Consider the following 15,772-nt stretch of genomic DNA (forward strand, 5'->3'; position numbering starts at 1 on the left):
TTTACTGAAGATCACTATTAATTTGGTCACTAAATCAGCGTACAGCCCATAGAATACGCGTGGGCTCTTCATGGCTCGCTTTTTGCTCCCAGCATAGTCATGTGTGCGACGCACAACAAGTGCTTCTATTGTATTCAACACTTGTACCGCAGTGAGATATTTCGAAACCTATCTGTGGTTAACTGCGATCGCATTCTCGTTAACTTGAACTACGGGAGACTTTTATGTCGACTTCAAAACATGATTTTAATTCTTACTTTATTGCGTCAAATGTCCAGTCTGCAGTTGATATTGTCGATGCGATAAAAGCCGAATCAGTAAGTGAAAACGATATTGGAACAGTGAGTCGAGATCCTCAATTTAAGGTGGCGGAATTGCCACAAGCCGACCTGAGTGACAAATCTAAATTACCGGAAGCGCTCAAGCGTGGAGCTCTCCTTGGTTCAGGCTCAGGATTGTTAGCAGGATTATTGTTAACAAGCTTTCCCGTTGCTGGCGTTACCGTAGGTGGTGCGGCCATATTAGCAATGACTGCGGGTGATGCTGCATTAGGCTCATGGTCAGCAGGCATGATTGGAGTTAGCGAAAATAGCGAACTTGTGCAGCAACTTGAAGATGCACTGGAGAACGAAAAAACAATCATTTTCACGAATATTAGTGACGCTGAGAAAGAGCGGATCCTGATGAAGCTACAACCCATTGCTGCGGCCGGAGAGTTAGAGTTCGGGAAGATTTAATGTCAGCTCAGTTTTTTGAATATAACTACAAGGGGCCATTGTGAGAGATGGCGTCTTGTTAGCTGCAGTAGCAATAGCAAAGGAGTATTAAGGTTATGACTAAGTTACCTCAATCTATTTACATCGCTTTTTATCTGTACCTCATAATGGTTTTGGTGCAATGGGGTGTCGCCACATTTTCTAAGGCTAAACAGCCTAACGCTGTCCCTGGAAAAGTTGACCAAGACTTATCGCACGATAGTTTTGTATTCCGAGCACATCGTACTTTCCAAAATACACTGGAAAACAGCTTATTGTTCGTTGCTACAGTATTGTTTGGCATTGCTATAGGCCAACAGGGACTGTGGTTCGGAGTACTGGTTTGGGTATATGTCATTGCTAGGATCATACATATGGCTCTTTACTACGCGATAGCGACTGAGAAAAATCCAAGCCCTCGCAGCTATTTCTTTATGTTGGGCTTACTCGCCAATGTGGCGTTACTAGGTTTGCTTGCTTACTCGCTTTTCATCTAGCTGCGGTAAACCAAGATAATAAACAAAATAAGGATAGGAATATGAGTAATTCAAAGATTATTTTAATCACCGGTGCGTCAAGTGGTATCGGTAGAGAAACTGCAAGAGTGCTCGTTGAACATGGGTACAAAGTTGCTCTTACAGCGCGAAGCGAAGACAAATTAAAGGCGCTAGTTGATGAGCTGGGTGATAGCAATGCTTATTTCGTTAAGGCTGATGCGTCAAAGTTAGATGAGCTAGAACAAGTGGTCGAAAAAAGCGTCGCGCATTTTGGACAATTAGATGCGGTTTTTGCAAATGCAGGCATGGGCGTGAGTGCAACTGGCACCGAGGGTGGAGACCCGCAGGAGTGGGATAAAATGATAGATATCAATATCAAAGCACTGACCTACACAGCAAAATTGACTATGAAACACTTACGTAAAACAGAAGGTCATTTCATTATCACGAGTTCAATTGCAGGTAAGATCACACTGAAAGGGTCTATTTATGGTGCGACCAAATGGTTCGCTTATGGCTTTGGTAAAAACCTATCAGCAGAAATGAAAGAGTGGGGCGGTAGATGCACCACTATTTGTCCTGGCATGGTTAATACCGAATTCTTTGATGAAGCTAAGCCAGATAAGCTGGATCCGCGTGACGTCGCGGACGCTGTGCTCTACTCGTTAACAACAAATGAACGATGTAATATAGACGAGATAACGTTGATGCCTACGAAGTAGTCTACACAGCAAGGTTATCGCACTGATCTTTAGGTCAGTGCATTTTCTCAAAAAATTATGCTCTTTTTTGCATCAACCACCAGAGGCTAGGGCTTAGTGGCAACGATAGATCTAACAAAAGCAGATATACGCAACGCAATAGTCAAACAAAGTACGCCTATGCTACTTGGTATTACGGCGGTATTTTCAATTTCACTTGTAGACACTTATTTTGTGGGAAAACTGGGTACCAAAGAGCTTGCTGCTTTAAGTTTCACCTTCCCTGTAACCATGGCAATTGCTAGTTTATCCGCAGGACTCGGCGCGGGTGCTGCATCAATTGTTAGTCGAACCATCGGGGAGGGTGAACAATCACATGCTAAGCGCCTATCTACCGACAGCCTTATCTTTTCTTCACTGTTTGTGACATTGTTGAGTACGATTGGCTTTTTTACTGTTGATCCGCTCTTTTCTTTATTGGGTGCTAAGGGAGAGACACTCGCATTAATTAGCCAATATATGAAAATTTGGTATTTATCTATGCCGTTTTTAGTTATTCCCATGGTAGCAAACGCGGTTATAAGGTCGGTTGGCAATGCCAAGTGGCCCGGGATAATTATGGTGGTCTCTGCATTAATCAATATTGGCTTAACGCCTCTTTTCATTTTCGGTTATGGACCTGTTCCTGCTATGCACATAGAGGGAGCGGCCATTAGTACTGCTATCGCGAGAATTTTCACATTCGTGCTCGCCTTATATGTTATCTACAAACATGAAGACATGTTGTTGATATGCTTGCCTTCTCTCTCTCAATTTATTAATTCGGTCACTAAAGTCATTAAAATAGCACTACCCGCTGCTGCAGGTAGTGTGGTTAATCCTCTAGCAATTGGGGTCGTTACTGGATTATTGGCTAGCTACGGGGACAATGTTGTCGCTGCATTTGGTGTAGGCACCAGAATAGAATCGTTTGCCAGTATTCCTCTACTCGCACTGTCAGCTGCGATTGGTCCCATTGTTGGACAAAACTGGGGCGCTGACCAAAAAGGGCGTGTTATTAAGTCGATTAAGTATTGTTATAGTATTACTCTGATTTGGGCATTTAGTGTAACCGTTGGGCTCTATTTCTTAGCGCCATCGATCGCTAGCATTATCGCTTCAGATAGCTCAGTTGCCGACATTGCTAGCTCATACTTGTTGGTAGTGAGCTCAAGCATTGCCGGGTATGGTTTTGTTATTATATCGGCGGCGGCATTTAACGCGCTTGGAAAATCAACGACAGGCTTGGCGCATTATCTAGTGCGAGGCTTCGTTTTGTATGTACCGCTCTCGTGGCTCGCAACGCTTTGGTTTGACTATCAATGGGTATTTTACGCGATAGCGGCTTCTAACATTGTCTCTGGTATTTTTGTGGCAACATACACCCTTTATTGGTTAAAAGTAGCCAAAAAAAATGACTGCGAGCCAAATGCCTTTAGTTTCCAATAATTGGCACATAGACTCTGTTTAACCTTTATGACTTCACGCTAGTTTAAACTGCCCTTGATGCTTCTATGCTCGACCAATTTTAGTTATTAGAAGAGCATGATACCGGTTTATCATGCTTAGTCTGTCTCATCTAAAGGCAGCGGTTTGCATGGCGCAGTGGGGCTAAGATTAACGCTTGGATCCCAAATTCGATCCCAAATTTTACCCACTGACGCAAAATCTGGACGCGCACTCACTTTTTTCGCATTTATAGCCTGAATACCTTTAGCGTCCGTTTGAGCAACCACAAAGTTAAATACGTAATTACACTCAACGCCCATTCGTAAGTCAGACATGATGATATTGTCGTCTTGTCGCTTTACTGAATAAAGTCCTTTCGTAAACCACGCTAAGCGATTGATTGCCCAGTTATCACTTAATGGATCGAGGAGCATGGGGGAACTTGGATAAGCTTGGAAACTCACTTCACTTGGTTCATCGAAGACCGACGCATAAATTTCATGGTACTTAGTCATATTACCAGATTCTGACACAGCGACGACTCGCCACAATAAGGTATTTAGTGGAGCAGGAGTACTGACATAGGCGATAGCACCTATTCCTTTTTCCTCCATTGCTATTTCGACTTTTTGGTCGATCATTACCTTGGCACTCAAGCTCCATGCAATGTATGCCGTGCTTGCAATTATGCCGAGTTTATTGGCCCTTATCGCGCTAATACTTGGTTGTTTGAGTGCTAAAGCAAAGCCCAAACCAATCAATAGTGGCAGAGTATATAAGGGGTCAATGATAAACAAGTTGGAAACACCATACGGATATTCAGTCAGTGGCCACATCAATTGCGTACCATACACAGTAAAGCTGTCTAATAGTGCATGCGTGCTTAAAGTGAGAAACACCAAGGCGAACCACCGTAGCTTTAAATGTGCAGTGTTTGGGTGAAACTCACTTAATAGCCAAGCGATGATTGGACTGACCAACAAGTGTACCCACAGTGAATGACTGAAGCCACGATGATAAGTGAAGGATTCAACGTCACCAGCGTAGGGTATTAAAACGTCTAAGTCAGGGAGAGTGCCTAATGCAGCCCCGTACAAAATCGCCCTACGGCCTATTTTATTCCCTAATACCGCATACCCGACTGCTCCACCAAGCGCGATTTGAGTTAATGAATCCATAATTACTACTATTGCTTTATTTTTGGTATAGCCTTGATACTAGAGGATGCTAGGAAATAGACCACATCATTCTGATTTAAATTTATGTTTGTAAGGGGATGCTAGATCGCAAAACTTGCAGACGGATACTTAATTGAATCGCAGTTATTAAATTTAGCAAAGCGCTCTAGCTCTGCTATCAGTTTAGGCATAAAGCCTGGCATCTCGTTGTTTGAGCTTGCTAGCTGGCCATTCTCAAGGTGCAGACTAATAACTTCTAACTGCTTTAGCTTTCTGTGGGCCTTGCAATCGATGCGCGCGACAAAGCGATCACCGAATAATACAGGTAGGGTGAAGTAACCATATTGTCTTTTAGCTGGTGGAACATAACATTCAAGTTTGTAGTCAAAGCCAAACAAGGCGTTCAGGCGGTCTCGATGAATAAGTACATTGTCGAAGGGGGAAAGTACTTTGACCGTGTTTTGAAAGCGCAGACTTGCTGCCTTATTTTCTATGTGATGATAAGTATCGGGGTGGTTTTTATTTTGAATGGATTCAATTTCACCAGATCGTAGTTTGGTGTCGATAATCGCTTGCATAGCATCGCGAATAGGTTTGCCGGTTTTTAAATGGAGGAGTTGTTTCTTGGTGAAAATGCCATGGGCTTTCATAGTATTTTCGAATAGGTACTTGGCATACTCTTCAACACTGGGCATTGATAAATCAATATTGTCTGGCAGGCAGCGCTCTCGTAAGTCGAATACTTTCTCCATCCCTTCGCGCGCGCAAATCATGATATCGCCTTGCATAAAAAGCCGCTCAAAGGCTCTACGACTTGGGCCCATGTTCCACCAGTCACCGGTATTTTCATTCTGTTTTTCGATATCTCTCAAGCGGGTTGGGCCGTGTTGCTCAATGCGCGCCAGTATCGATTTCAATAAGCTAGGGTCAGTGCCGTTATAATAACGATTCTTGTTGTTGCGCACGTCTTCCATAGCAGGTAGCGCAAAGCGATAATCACGCATTGGTAAATAAGCCGCGGCATGATACCAATATTCAAACACCTGCTTATTGGCGACTAATTCATTTAAATAAGATGGCTGATAATCGGGCACTCTGCTCCACAAAATGTGGTGATGAGCTCGCTCGATAACAGAGATGGTATCTATTTGTACATAGCCTAAATGCTCTATTGCTTGAAGTGTTCCTTGCAAACCTTTCGAAAATGCGGGTTTTCGCGCTAAGCCCTGTGTTTGCAGTGCAAGCCGTCGGAGAACTTTGGTCATCGCGGATTTAATCCAATCTGCTTTCTGTATCGCCGTTCTCGACTGAGCATACGGAACAAGTGGCGTTTGGCTTTACGCCGATGCTTTGCCACTGCGAATTCATAGCATCGAAAAGGTGAAGCTGATTGATGTTTACCTTGCCGTACGAGGTAAGCAATTTAATGGCTTCAAGAGCTTGGTATGCGCCAATGAGTCCAACCACCGGTGACATCACACCTGACTCTACACAAGTTAATTCTTGTTCTCCGAAAAACTGACTAATACAGGCATAACATGCTGAATTCACTCTGGGCGACACGCAAAAGACTTGGCCTTCCATCCGAATCGCGGCACCAGAGACCAGATCTGTTTTGTACCTATAGCAAAGGCGGTTTATATCATTGCGTGATTGCAAATTATCGGTGCAATCCAAAACCAGATTATGTTGCTCAATTGCTGCCGATAAAGCGTCGGTGTCTAGGCGGTAATCTATCGTGTTGAGTTGAACACCTTGATTTATTTGTTCTAGCGTCGATTTTGCAGATGATACTTTCTTTTTGCCTATATTGGCTTCAAAGTGGAGTACTTGCCGCTGTATATTGGACAGTTCAACAATGTCATCATCAACAATGGTTAATTCGCCAATGCCAGCGGCGACCAGATATTGGGCTGCAGCGCAACCTAATCCGCCAGCACCAATGGTCAGCACTTTACTATTTAGTAACAATTCCTGCTTTTCCAAATCAAAACCTTGCAAGGAAATTTGTCTGGAGTAGCGCATCGCTTCTCTAGTGCTAATACTTTTTGTCATTATCTACGCCTTCTCAATCTGATGACTGAATGAGTGAGCTAAACGGCAGAATTGTGAGGTTTTCACCAATCTCTACACGTCCACGCTCTTGCTCAATCAGGGCATAACAATTGCTGTTAGAGAAGCAAGACAATACACCTGAGCTCTGAGAGCCAGCACTTTGCACACATAAAAGGCCTTCATCATTGGTGAAGAAGGTGGCTCTTTGGTAGTCGGCACGCCCAGGTCTTTTTCTAAATACGGAGCTTGCCTCGGCTTGCAACTGAATGCCCGAAGAAGGTAGTTGCCCAGCCATGCATTTGAGCGCTGGTGTCGCAATTTGGTCAAAGGTCACTGCGCTGGAAACTGGGTTGCCAGGCAAGCCAAAAAACACACTCTTTTTTAAACGCCCAAATGCCAATGGTTTACCGGGTTTGATAGCGAGTTTCCAAAAATCAATATCGCCATATTCATCCAAGACTTCTTTAGTGTAATCCGCTTCACCCACTGACACACCGCCACTCGTAATAACGCAATCTGCTTCTTGGTCGGCTCGTTCAAAGGTTTGTTGAATGAGTGCTCTATCATCGGGGATAATCCCCAAATCAATGACCTCGGCTCCCAAGCTTGTCAGCATTGCTTTTAGCATTGGCCGATTAGTATCAAAGATACGATCGCTGCGCGCCGCTTCGCCGACCGAAAGTAATTCATCACCCGTAGAAAACACGGCAACTTTGATTTTGCGATACACTTCAACTTTGTCACAGCCTAAAGAAGCAAGTAAGCCAATATCAATAGGGGACAGCTTTTTACCAGACTGAAGGACACTTGCGCCTTCTCGAATATCATCGCCTTTGGGACGCACGGCCTCACCCTTATCAACCGCCACTGTGAATGATACGGAGTCTCCTTCGACTTCGGCATTTTCTTGCATAATGACGGTGTCTGCACCCTCTGGGAGTTCAGCCCCAGTCATGATCCTTACGCATTCACCAGACTCAATACGGTGCGAAAAAGCGTTCCCTGCGAAGCTTTTGCCAACCAACTGAAACTGAGAAGTGTTGGTCAAGTCTTCGTGTCGTAGTGCGTAACCATCCATCGCAGAGTTGTCATAAGCGGGCACATTGATTGGAGATGAAACATCCACAGCAAGCACACGATTAAGAGCATCATCTAGTGAAACCTCTTCGATTTCCTTCACCACATTAATGGCGCCTAATATAATCTCTTTTGCTTTAGATACGGGCAGTAAACCGTCAGTATCACAATTCCACGCCATGCTTCGTTCTCCTTTTTGGCAGCACTTTTTTTGCTACGTTTTATAGCCGTCTAATATGCCCGTTTAAGCAAATAATTTCATCTGCTTTCACCCATGTTTCTCAGGAGAACGTACTGGCTTATCGATACATGTAGATTTTTGCCGCCCGTTTAGCAACCAACCAATCGGAGACCATGAGACAAACAAAACATAAGTCAGCATACCAATCGCGATGGTGCCAAAAGCACTGATGGCAAATTCGACTAGCATTGGTAGATCGGTATCGAGTAGCAAGAACTGTAAAATCCATACCAAGGGTAAATGAATGATATATACCCAGTAAGACGAGCGTGAGACAAATTGAGCGACCTGACTCTGTCGGTCAAAAAAGCGCTTTCCTACCAATAAAACCGCTAGCACCGTATACATAGACAAGTAGGCTTCTGCGCTGGCTTTTATTGTTTGATTCAAGTCTACATCTGGACTGTTTGTGAGGTTATGCATCGCATCCATAATAGTGAATGAACTCGGCATAAATGAATAGTAGATGATGTAGTAGGCCAGTCCAATGATCAACAAAGGCCACATAAACGGCTGAATAGCATCTAGCACACGGGGCTGATTATAAATACCCCAACCTAGTATAAAGAAAACCCCATGGAAGCCAAAAGCCCAAAGTGCCGGACTGAGCTGCTCAGGTGCTGGTAAGGGGGAAAATTGGGTCAACATTGAAGGAACGAGCACCAAAGGTAGCAAGAGTAAAAATACAATGGGGTGCTTTATGACAGGTGTATGCCAATCAATTGCTTTAAGATTGAGTTTTCGATAAACGAAAAGAAACATCAAGGTCAGTGCATAAAACCAAATCAGATAATATAGAAACCATAAATGCATAGTGCTAAGCGGCGGCTTTGGCGCATCTGGATTATTCAGCATACCGGTAATTAACCCTAACATTGGTGAAGGGTTCGATACCGATTGTGCCGCCCATGAGAATATGGTGACAACAGCAATAGTGATCAGAGGTAAAAAAATGATAAGAGGTAGCGCTATACGCAGACTTCGGTTTTTGATTACAGCGCTTGCGCCTCGCTTCTTATAAAGTAAGGCGCCGAAAAAGCCAGCAACCAAGAAAAACAAAGGCATTCGCCAACCATGTGTATAAAAAGCAACAAAGTCGATGTAGCTTGCATTGTCAGTGCTTGCCGACATCCATACTTGGCTCATTAGAGGGCTGTATGCCAGAGATGCATGAAAGAAAACACCCAGAAGCATTGCAAATGCTCTGATGTTATCCATGTAGTGAATTCGTGAGTTAGAGACCGGTCCCATAAGGGGTTCTCCTTTTAATAAAAGTTATTGGTCGTGCAGGTAGTCAGTCAAGTCAGACCGCTTACTCCGACGATGATAATGTTAAACATCGAGTCAACTTCAGGTGAAATGTCGACATTTGTTTCATACATTGATTACATAACTTTTACTGAATCATGGGCCTTCTCTCTTAGGTACTAAGACGCGTTTGGTTAATTACCCGCCTGTTGTGATAAGTATGCACAATCAAATCGACTTTGCATAGTATTGTTAGTTTAGCGCTAAAGAATCAACTATATTTGCCGCTAAAAACGTAGGCATAACTTAAACTAAAAAAACTCCATGCAATCATATTCAAGCTATAGCGAACCGAGTTCAACGAACGATGACCCAACTGTTAGTGCAGAGTCACGCGAAATCATAGCGACATCTTCCATAATAGACGCACTCATAGAGGGCGATTATTCGATTCAGGCCGATACTTCAACGGCGCTAGGCCAAAAGTTACAAAGACTTATCGAAAAGCTGGGGGAAAATGCTAGGAATGATTTAAATAGGGTGGTTGACCTTTCAATTAATAATAATGAGGCTTCAATTGCAGCAGCCCAATTACTTTACGATTTAAAAAATGTTGCTGCGTTCTCTCAAAGAATTGCCTCTGCTGCGGAAGAAATGAGAGCCTCTGTTGGTGAAGTTAAACAATACAGTGAGAGTATTGATCAAGGCACAACGAATTCATTTAATGCGGTTGAAAAAGTACTAGGAACTCTCGGTAAGGCAGTTGAAACATTCGACGAAATAAAGGCGTCTGTTGCTGAAAATAGCGCAAAGCTGACTGGGCTGACTCATTTTACAAAACAAGTAAGGGATATTTCCGACCAAATAAAAGGCATAGCATTTCAGTCTAATATACTGTCAATGAATGCTTCGGTTGAAGCCGCTCGCGCTGGCGATCAGGGGCGTGGATTTGGTGTTATTGCACAGGAAATTCACTTGCTCTCAGGTCGTTCTGAAGACGCCACCGCTCAAATTACTAAATTGATCAATAATTACGAAAGCGAAGTTGCGGGTATTATGAAATCTCTTGGACAAAGCCAAGCTATGGTGGAGGAGGGGCAAAGCTCTATCAACCTAGCTGATTCCGAAATGAATACAATGGTTGATCAGTTCAAAGCAGTGTCGGAGAACACATCTCAAATATCATTAGCGCTAAGCGAACAATCACAAGCCTCGGAAGAAGTAGCGAAAGGCATAAACACTATTGCTATGCATTCAGATAAAAGCGTGGCAAGTACTGACAACATTGTTGAATCAATTGAGTCAATCCAGTCGCATATCAATCAAGAAATTCTGGCCGTTTCTGAACTAAATATTCGCGGAAAAATAGTTAAACTGGCCCAGTCTGATCATGTCATATGGAAAAAGCGTTTGGTAAATATGATTGCGGGTAAAGAAGGTTTGAGCTCACATGAACTGGCAGATCATCACAGCTGTAGACTTGGCCTCTGGTATGACAAAGTGAATACACCTGAACTCCGCTCCCATCCGGCCTTTGCTCAACTGGAAGAGCCACATCGCTTGGTTCATGCTCATGGTAAGCGTTCTGTCGATTTGTATAATGCAGGAAATATTGGGATGGCTTTACAAGAAATTCAAAAAGTTGAGCAAGCTTCAAGGCACGTTTTAGCGCTATTGAGGAAACTTGAACATGTCTAGTGATTAGCGCCATGAAAACTGTTTCATAACAACCTAATCTGCAGTACCTTTCAACTCAAGCGACCCCCGTGGTCGCATTTTTATGGCGCTTTGACTCAGGTCGCTTGTAAAGCAAAGAATGCCAATTTAACATCGTTTTAACAAAACCCTTCAGGCTTCGGCAGTGTAGAAAACGATGAAAAAAAATCTTGTTAGATTAGGAGCCCGTGTTCTGCTGGCTGGCAGTATTTACTTTTTAGCTTCAGCAAAATCATACGCTGGTTGGGAAGTGTCTTGGATTGATCGCTTTGACGGTGACAGTGTCAATTGGGACAACTGGACCGCACAAATACAAGCCAACTATAACAATGAAATACAGTGTTATACCGATGATGATAGTTCAGCGTTAAAAAACTATGATGTATCCGATGGCACGCTTAAGATTATTGCGCGTAAACAGAATATCGACTGCCCGGGTCAAAGTGGTGCTAGTAGAACGTGGACATCGGGTCGCTTAAACAGTAAAGACAAAGCTGAGTTTTTATATGGACGTTTGGAAACGCGGCTGCGATTCTTAGAGCTCCGAGGTGGAACTTGGCCTGCTTTTTGGATGCTAGAGAATCGGATTGCTGAAAATCCGATAAAAGGTGATAACGACAATGTTAATTGGCCGAACCCCGGGGCAGGTGAAATTGACGTTTGGGAGTGGTTTTCTAACTCTGGTGATTCATACATAACCAATTTCTTTAACGTTCACAACTGCGGAGGTGAAGTTCGTCCTGCTTATCCTGGTGGCGCTCCAGATGTCATGGTGTTTAATCGCTACGCGATAGAGTGGACTGCACAGGACATCACCTTCTATATGAATGACAACGTGGTTGCGCAACACAACCTAAGTGAATGCCCACAGTACAAAGAACCTATGTTTGCCTTAATCAATGTTGCTGTCGGTGGCAACCTTGGAGGGGCGGTTGATCCTGAACTTACCAGCGCGACTTTAGAAGTTGATTATATTGCACACTGCGTTGCTTCAAGCGCAAACGAAAGACAATACTGCAACGAAAGCACACCAGTAGCGCTTGATGATGACGGTGACGGTGTCGTTAATGCTGATGATTTATGTCCAAATACAGAGGCAAATACAGAGGTTGATGCAGATGGATGTGAAGTGCAGCAACAACCCAACGAAGCGGCTCCAGAACCGTCTGAAGAGTCAGTGAATGTGATTTCCTTATTCAGTGATAGTTACCAGAATATTGCGGATATAAATTACAATCCTAACTGGAACCAGGTGACGCAAGTTAGCCAAATTCAGATACAAGACAATACGGTTTTGAAGTACCAAAACTTGAACTACCAAGGCACGGACTTTGACCAAAACAAACAAGATGTTTCTAACATGGCTGAATTTCGTCTGGACTATTGGACCAAGGATGCTACTCAGCTACGCGTTTACTTAATCAGCCCTGGTCCAGTTGAAATTGCCTATGATATTGAAATTGAACAGCAGAGCTGGCAATCAGTGGCTATTCCAATTTCCGTTTTTGATGGCGTTGATTTGACCAACCTTTTTCAGTTGAAAATAGAAGGGAACGGTACAGTGTTTTTAGATAATCTACTTTTTGTCGCTGAAACGCAAACCGCTAATCCACCGCCTGCACCGCCAGCAACACCGCCTGCAGTAGAGCCTGAGCCAGCGCCAATTGATACTGAATCGAGTGGCGGCGCGACATCACTACCTTTGGTTTTATTGTTTTCTTGTCTTGCTTTGATTCGCCGTCGAACGGTATTCACTAAAGCCTAGTTCTGCGTTTTGCGGTAAGTTGACTAAAATAACAATGTTTATTTATTGTTCTATACTTTGCTTGGAAATATTCCAATAAAGCAAAGGAGAACGACATGCAAAATCCAGTAGGTTGGTTTGAAATATATGTTCAGGATATGGCTCGAGCAACTGCCTTTTATGAAAAAGTACTACTAACAAGTTTTGAATCAATTACTGACCCGACAGATGACTCGGTACAGATGATGGCTTTTCCATCTAATTATGAAACTTATGGTGCCAGTGGCGCGCTGGTGCATATGAAAGGTGTTCCGTCTGGTGGCAGCACGATGGTGTATTTCTCGTGCGATGATTGTGCCATTGAGCAGTCTCGAGTGCTCGACGCTGGTGGCAAAATTGAAAGAGAGAAAATGTCTATTGGTGAATATGGTTTTATCTCCTTAGTGTGCGATACTGAAGGCAACATGATTGGACTGCACTCTCAAACATAGTGCATTTACACAAGGAACAGCAATGCAATCGCCGAATCTAGTCTAGGCTTCATCTGGCGATTGCTAGACTGATGCACCTTCGTGAAAATGGTGAAAGCGCACATGCTTTTTCTTTTAAAAGCAACTTCAGCAACGGTCAGTAGAGAGTCCTCAGTCAAGTGAGCAACCTGCAAAACCCTGTCAAAAATTAGAAGCCAAGCATAAACACCGATAATAAAAACTTGCCTAAGGTGTGTTAGTGATGTATAACACTATTAAGTATTGGTGTGTTGGTGATGTATGACACCTAGTTTCGCTTCTATCACTTGTGTTGAACACTTAACTATAGTCGGTAATTAAAACAACTATGACGAGGAAAGACCTATGTCTAAACAATGGGATAACGATATCCCTATTTACATACAACTTTATCAGCAAGTCATTCGTCGGATTCTAGATGGCAACATTACTGAAGGTGAAGCCTTACCATCTGTTAGGACAGTAGCTGCAGAATATCAACTTAATCCGGTCACCATTTCTAAGGCATATCAGATGTTACAAGACGAGCAAATTGTTGAAAAACAGCGTGGTTTAGGTCTATTTGTAAAAGCAGGTGTTCAAGAACTCATATTGGCAAGAGAACGCAGTCACTTTTTAGAAAAAGAGTGGCCTGTCGTGTTAGAGCAAATCGCTCGTCTCAAACTATCTGCTGAACAACTGCTGAGCGCACAAAAGGAGGGGAAATAATGGAAGCCTTAATTAGAATGACCGGGCTGAGTAAGAGTTACGGTAAGAAACCGGTATTGAAGAATCTCAACCTTTCTGTAATGCCGGGTCAAATCTTAGGTTTAGTTGGGCCTAATGGGGCAGGCAAAAGTACTTGTCTTCACGCTATGTTGGGCTTAACAAGCTATGAAGGCAATATAGAAGTCTGTTCTTTTAACCCGCGAAAACAGCGTATCAATATGTTGAAAGACGTCGCCTATATTTCCGATGTCGCCGTCTTACCTTCTTGGTTAAAAGTTTCCGATGCGTTGAGTTACATGGAGGGCGTTCATCCTAACTTCGATATTCAAAAAGCCAAAGCATTCATCGCAAAAACGAATATTAGCTTGTCGTCTAAAGTGAAAACGCTATCCAAAGGTATGGTGACACAATTACATTTAGCTTTGGTCTTGGCTGTCGACGCGAAGGTCTTGGTATTAGATGAACCAACACTGGGGCTTGATATTCTTACTAGACGCCAATTCTACACCCATCTTCTGGAAGAGTTTTACACCGAAGAAAAATGCATTGTAGTGACCACGCATCAGATTGAAGAAATTGAAAATATTCTGACTGATGTCGCTTTTATCCGCGATGGCGAAATTGTGTTGGCTGAAAGTTGCGAAGATCTAAATGCTCGCTATCAATTATTAGCCGTCGATAATGAACACCTGGCTACAGCGCAAAGTTTAAAGCCACTGTACTCCACGAGCATGATGGGTTTGCACAGTATGTTAATCGATCTCAATCAGCTACCAGAAAATCATGTGCCACTTGCAGACTTGGGTAAAGTTCAAAAAGCGTCGTTAGCAGATATTTTTGTTGGTTTGATGTCGAAAGAGCAAGTTGTTGGCGAGAAAGAAGTCGAAGGAGAGAACGCATGAACTATCAGCAAATAAAAAGTAGCTTTCAACGCGAAATTTGGGAATCTCAAAAGACCTTTGTATGGACCCCGATTGTCATGGCAGCCTTGTTCTTCGTGCTGCTAGCATTTGAACTCCTTACGGCCAATGACTACCAAATGGAGAATATAGGTAACTTAATTAAACTGGCGCAATATCCTGATGCTAGCGAACAACTTGATCGTTTTGGCTTCCTTCTTGTTCAAGTTGTGATGGGGATATTTCTATCGATTGCTGGCCTATCTCAGCTGCGCTATTTCTTATCCTGTTTGTTTGACGAGCGACGAGACTTATCGATTTATTTTTGGCGTTCGTTACCAGTTTCAGATTTGCAAAATATCATTGTGAAATTCGTCACTGGTGCTCTCGTTATACCCATCACTTTCATTTTGGCGGCTATGGCCTTAATTTTTGTTGGGTTTAGTTTCTTTCTGATCCTAATGTCGATTACCCTATCAGGCCCTGATATTGGCGTTTGGCAGTTTGCCTCATCGGTGAATTTGCTCACTCCAATTATCAGTGTTTTCTTAAGCATTATTCCAATGACCTTGTGGATGTTTCCAATATTTGCATGGTTAATGTTGGCATCTATGATTGCAGGTCGAGCACCGTTTTTATGGGCGCTTCTGCCGATTGTATTCGTAATGCTGGCTGAAGTCGTCATAGTGAAAGTGTTCAATAGTGGCGATTTCTTTTTTGTTTATGCATTAAGAGACTATCTTTCGATTAGCCCAGAATTGCTTGCTGAGAATGGCATACGATTTACGTTTGAAAATGACGGTTTTACACCTGATTTAATTCCCAAAGCGATTATGAGTAAAGTGGGTATGATTCCCTTGGGTTTAGGTGCTGTCTTTATGGGGGCAACGTATTGGTTGAGAGTAAATCGCAGCCACGAGTAGAGAGCACAGTAAAACAAACGTTCTAGCTTGGCT

At 43.1% G+C, this 15,772-nt stretch carries 15 protein-coding genes; 10 read left to right on the forward strand and 5 right to left on the reverse strand.

Annotation, left to right across the window (positions count from 1 at the left end; translation table 11 throughout):
* Positions 1 to 224 precede the first annotated feature (224 nt).
* The 4 genes from RM556_RS13300 to RM556_RS13315 all read left to right on the forward strand — a co-directional run bounded on the left by RM556_RS13300 (position 225) and on the right by RM556_RS13315 (position 3,441).
* A complete protein-coding gene (locus RM556_RS13300) occupies positions 225 to 737 on the forward strand; it encodes a hypothetical protein (protein WP_311374824.1) in 513 nt (170 codons plus the stop codon).
* 95 nt (positions 738 to 832) lie between these two features.
* Positions 833 to 1,252, forward strand: coding sequence for an MAPEG family protein (locus tag RM556_RS13305; protein WP_311362168.1), 420 nt, complete (start codon positions 833 to 835; stop codon positions 1,250 to 1,252).
* A 41-nt stretch (positions 1,253 to 1,293) separates the two neighbouring features.
* On the forward strand, positions 1,294 to 1,974 hold the full coding sequence (locus RM556_RS13310; protein WP_311374825.1) for an SDR family oxidoreductase: 681 nt from the start codon (positions 1,294 to 1,296) through the stop codon (positions 1,972 to 1,974).
* A gap of 96 nt (positions 1,975 to 2,070) precedes the next feature.
* The gene (locus RM556_RS13315) at positions 2,071 to 3,441 is read left to right on the forward strand and encodes an MATE family efflux transporter (RefSeq protein ID WP_311374826.1); all 1,371 of its coding nucleotides are present in this window, start codon (positions 2,071 to 2,073) and stop codon (positions 3,439 to 3,441) included.
* A 116-nt stretch (positions 3,442 to 3,557) separates the two neighbouring features.
* Here RM556_RS13315 and RM556_RS13320 read toward each other — a convergent pair whose 3' ends face one another.
* From RM556_RS13320 to RM556_RS13340, 5 genes are all read right to left on the reverse strand, one after another.
* A complete protein-coding gene (locus RM556_RS13320) occupies positions 3,558 to 4,619 on the reverse strand; it encodes a metal-dependent hydrolase (protein WP_311374827.1) in 1,062 nt (353 codons plus the stop codon).
* 101 nt (positions 4,620 to 4,720) lie between these two features.
* Positions 4,721 to 5,884, reverse strand: a complete 1,164-nt coding sequence (locus RM556_RS13325; RefSeq protein ID WP_311374828.1) for a DNA glycosylase AlkZ-like family protein — start codon at positions 5,882 to 5,884, stop codon at positions 4,721 to 4,723.
* A gap of 7 nt (positions 5,885 to 5,891) precedes the next feature.
* The gene (gene moeB, locus RM556_RS13330; protein ID WP_311374829.1) at positions 5,892 to 6,674 is read right to left on the reverse strand and encodes a molybdopterin-synthase adenylyltransferase MoeB; all 783 of its coding nucleotides are present in this window, start codon (positions 6,672 to 6,674) and stop codon (positions 5,892 to 5,894) included.
* A gap of 13 nt (positions 6,675 to 6,687) precedes the next feature.
* A complete protein-coding gene (glp, locus tag RM556_RS13335; protein WP_311374830.1) occupies positions 6,688 to 7,932 on the reverse strand; it encodes a gephyrin-like molybdotransferase Glp in 1,245 nt (414 codons plus the stop codon).
* Positions 7,933 to 8,019: 87 nt separating this feature from the next.
* Positions 8,020 to 9,210, reverse strand: coding sequence for an acyltransferase family protein (locus RM556_RS13340; protein ID WP_311374831.1), 1,191 nt, complete (start codon positions 9,208 to 9,210; stop codon positions 8,020 to 8,022).
* Positions 9,211 to 9,564: 354 nt separating this feature from the next.
* Here RM556_RS13340 and RM556_RS13345 point away from each other — a divergent pair, with 354 nt between their 5' ends.
* The 6 genes from RM556_RS13345 to RM556_RS13370 all read left to right on the forward strand — a co-directional run bounded on the left by RM556_RS13345 (position 9,565) and on the right by RM556_RS13370 (position 15,739).
* Positions 9,565 to 10,938 carry a methyl-accepting chemotaxis protein gene (locus RM556_RS13345; RefSeq protein WP_311362176.1) on the forward strand — a complete coding sequence of 458 codons (1,374 nt, stop codon included), beginning with the start codon at positions 9,565 to 9,567 and terminating at the stop codon, positions 10,936 to 10,938.
* Positions 10,939 to 11,113: 175 nt separating this feature from the next.
* Positions 11,114 to 12,721 (forward strand): glycoside hydrolase family 16 protein, encoded by a 1,608-nt coding sequence (locus tag RM556_RS13350; protein WP_311374832.1) that lies wholly within the window; start codon positions 11,114 to 11,116, stop codon positions 12,719 to 12,721.
* Between the two features lie 95 nt (positions 12,722 to 12,816).
* Positions 12,817 to 13,191, forward strand: a complete 375-nt coding sequence (locus tag RM556_RS13355) for a VOC family protein (RefSeq protein ID WP_311362178.1) — start codon at positions 12,817 to 12,819, stop codon at positions 13,189 to 13,191.
* Positions 13,192 to 13,554: 363 nt separating this feature from the next.
* Entirely contained in the window at positions 13,555 to 13,917 is a 363-nt protein-coding gene (locus RM556_RS13360) for a GntR family transcriptional regulator (RefSeq protein WP_311362179.1), read from the forward strand.
* Positions 13,917 to 14,819 carry an ABC transporter ATP-binding protein gene (locus RM556_RS13365; protein ID WP_311374833.1) on the forward strand — a complete coding sequence of 301 codons (903 nt, stop codon included), beginning with the start codon at positions 13,917 to 13,919 and terminating at the stop codon, positions 14,817 to 14,819. Before RM556_RS13360 ends, RM556_RS13365 begins: the two co-directional genes overlap by 1 nt.
* Positions 14,816 to 15,739, forward strand: coding sequence for a hypothetical protein (locus RM556_RS13370; RefSeq protein ID WP_311374834.1), 924 nt, complete (start codon positions 14,816 to 14,818; stop codon positions 15,737 to 15,739). The genes RM556_RS13365 and RM556_RS13370 overlap by 4 nt, the downstream gene beginning before the upstream one ends.
* Positions 15,740 to 15,772: the final 33 nt, after the last annotated feature.

The sequence above is a fragment of the Alteromonas sp. W364 genome (assembly GCF_031846205.1).
In the GTDB taxonomy this organism is placed as follows: domain Bacteria; phylum Pseudomonadota; class Gammaproteobacteria; order Enterobacterales; family Alteromonadaceae; genus Glaciecola; species Glaciecola blandensis.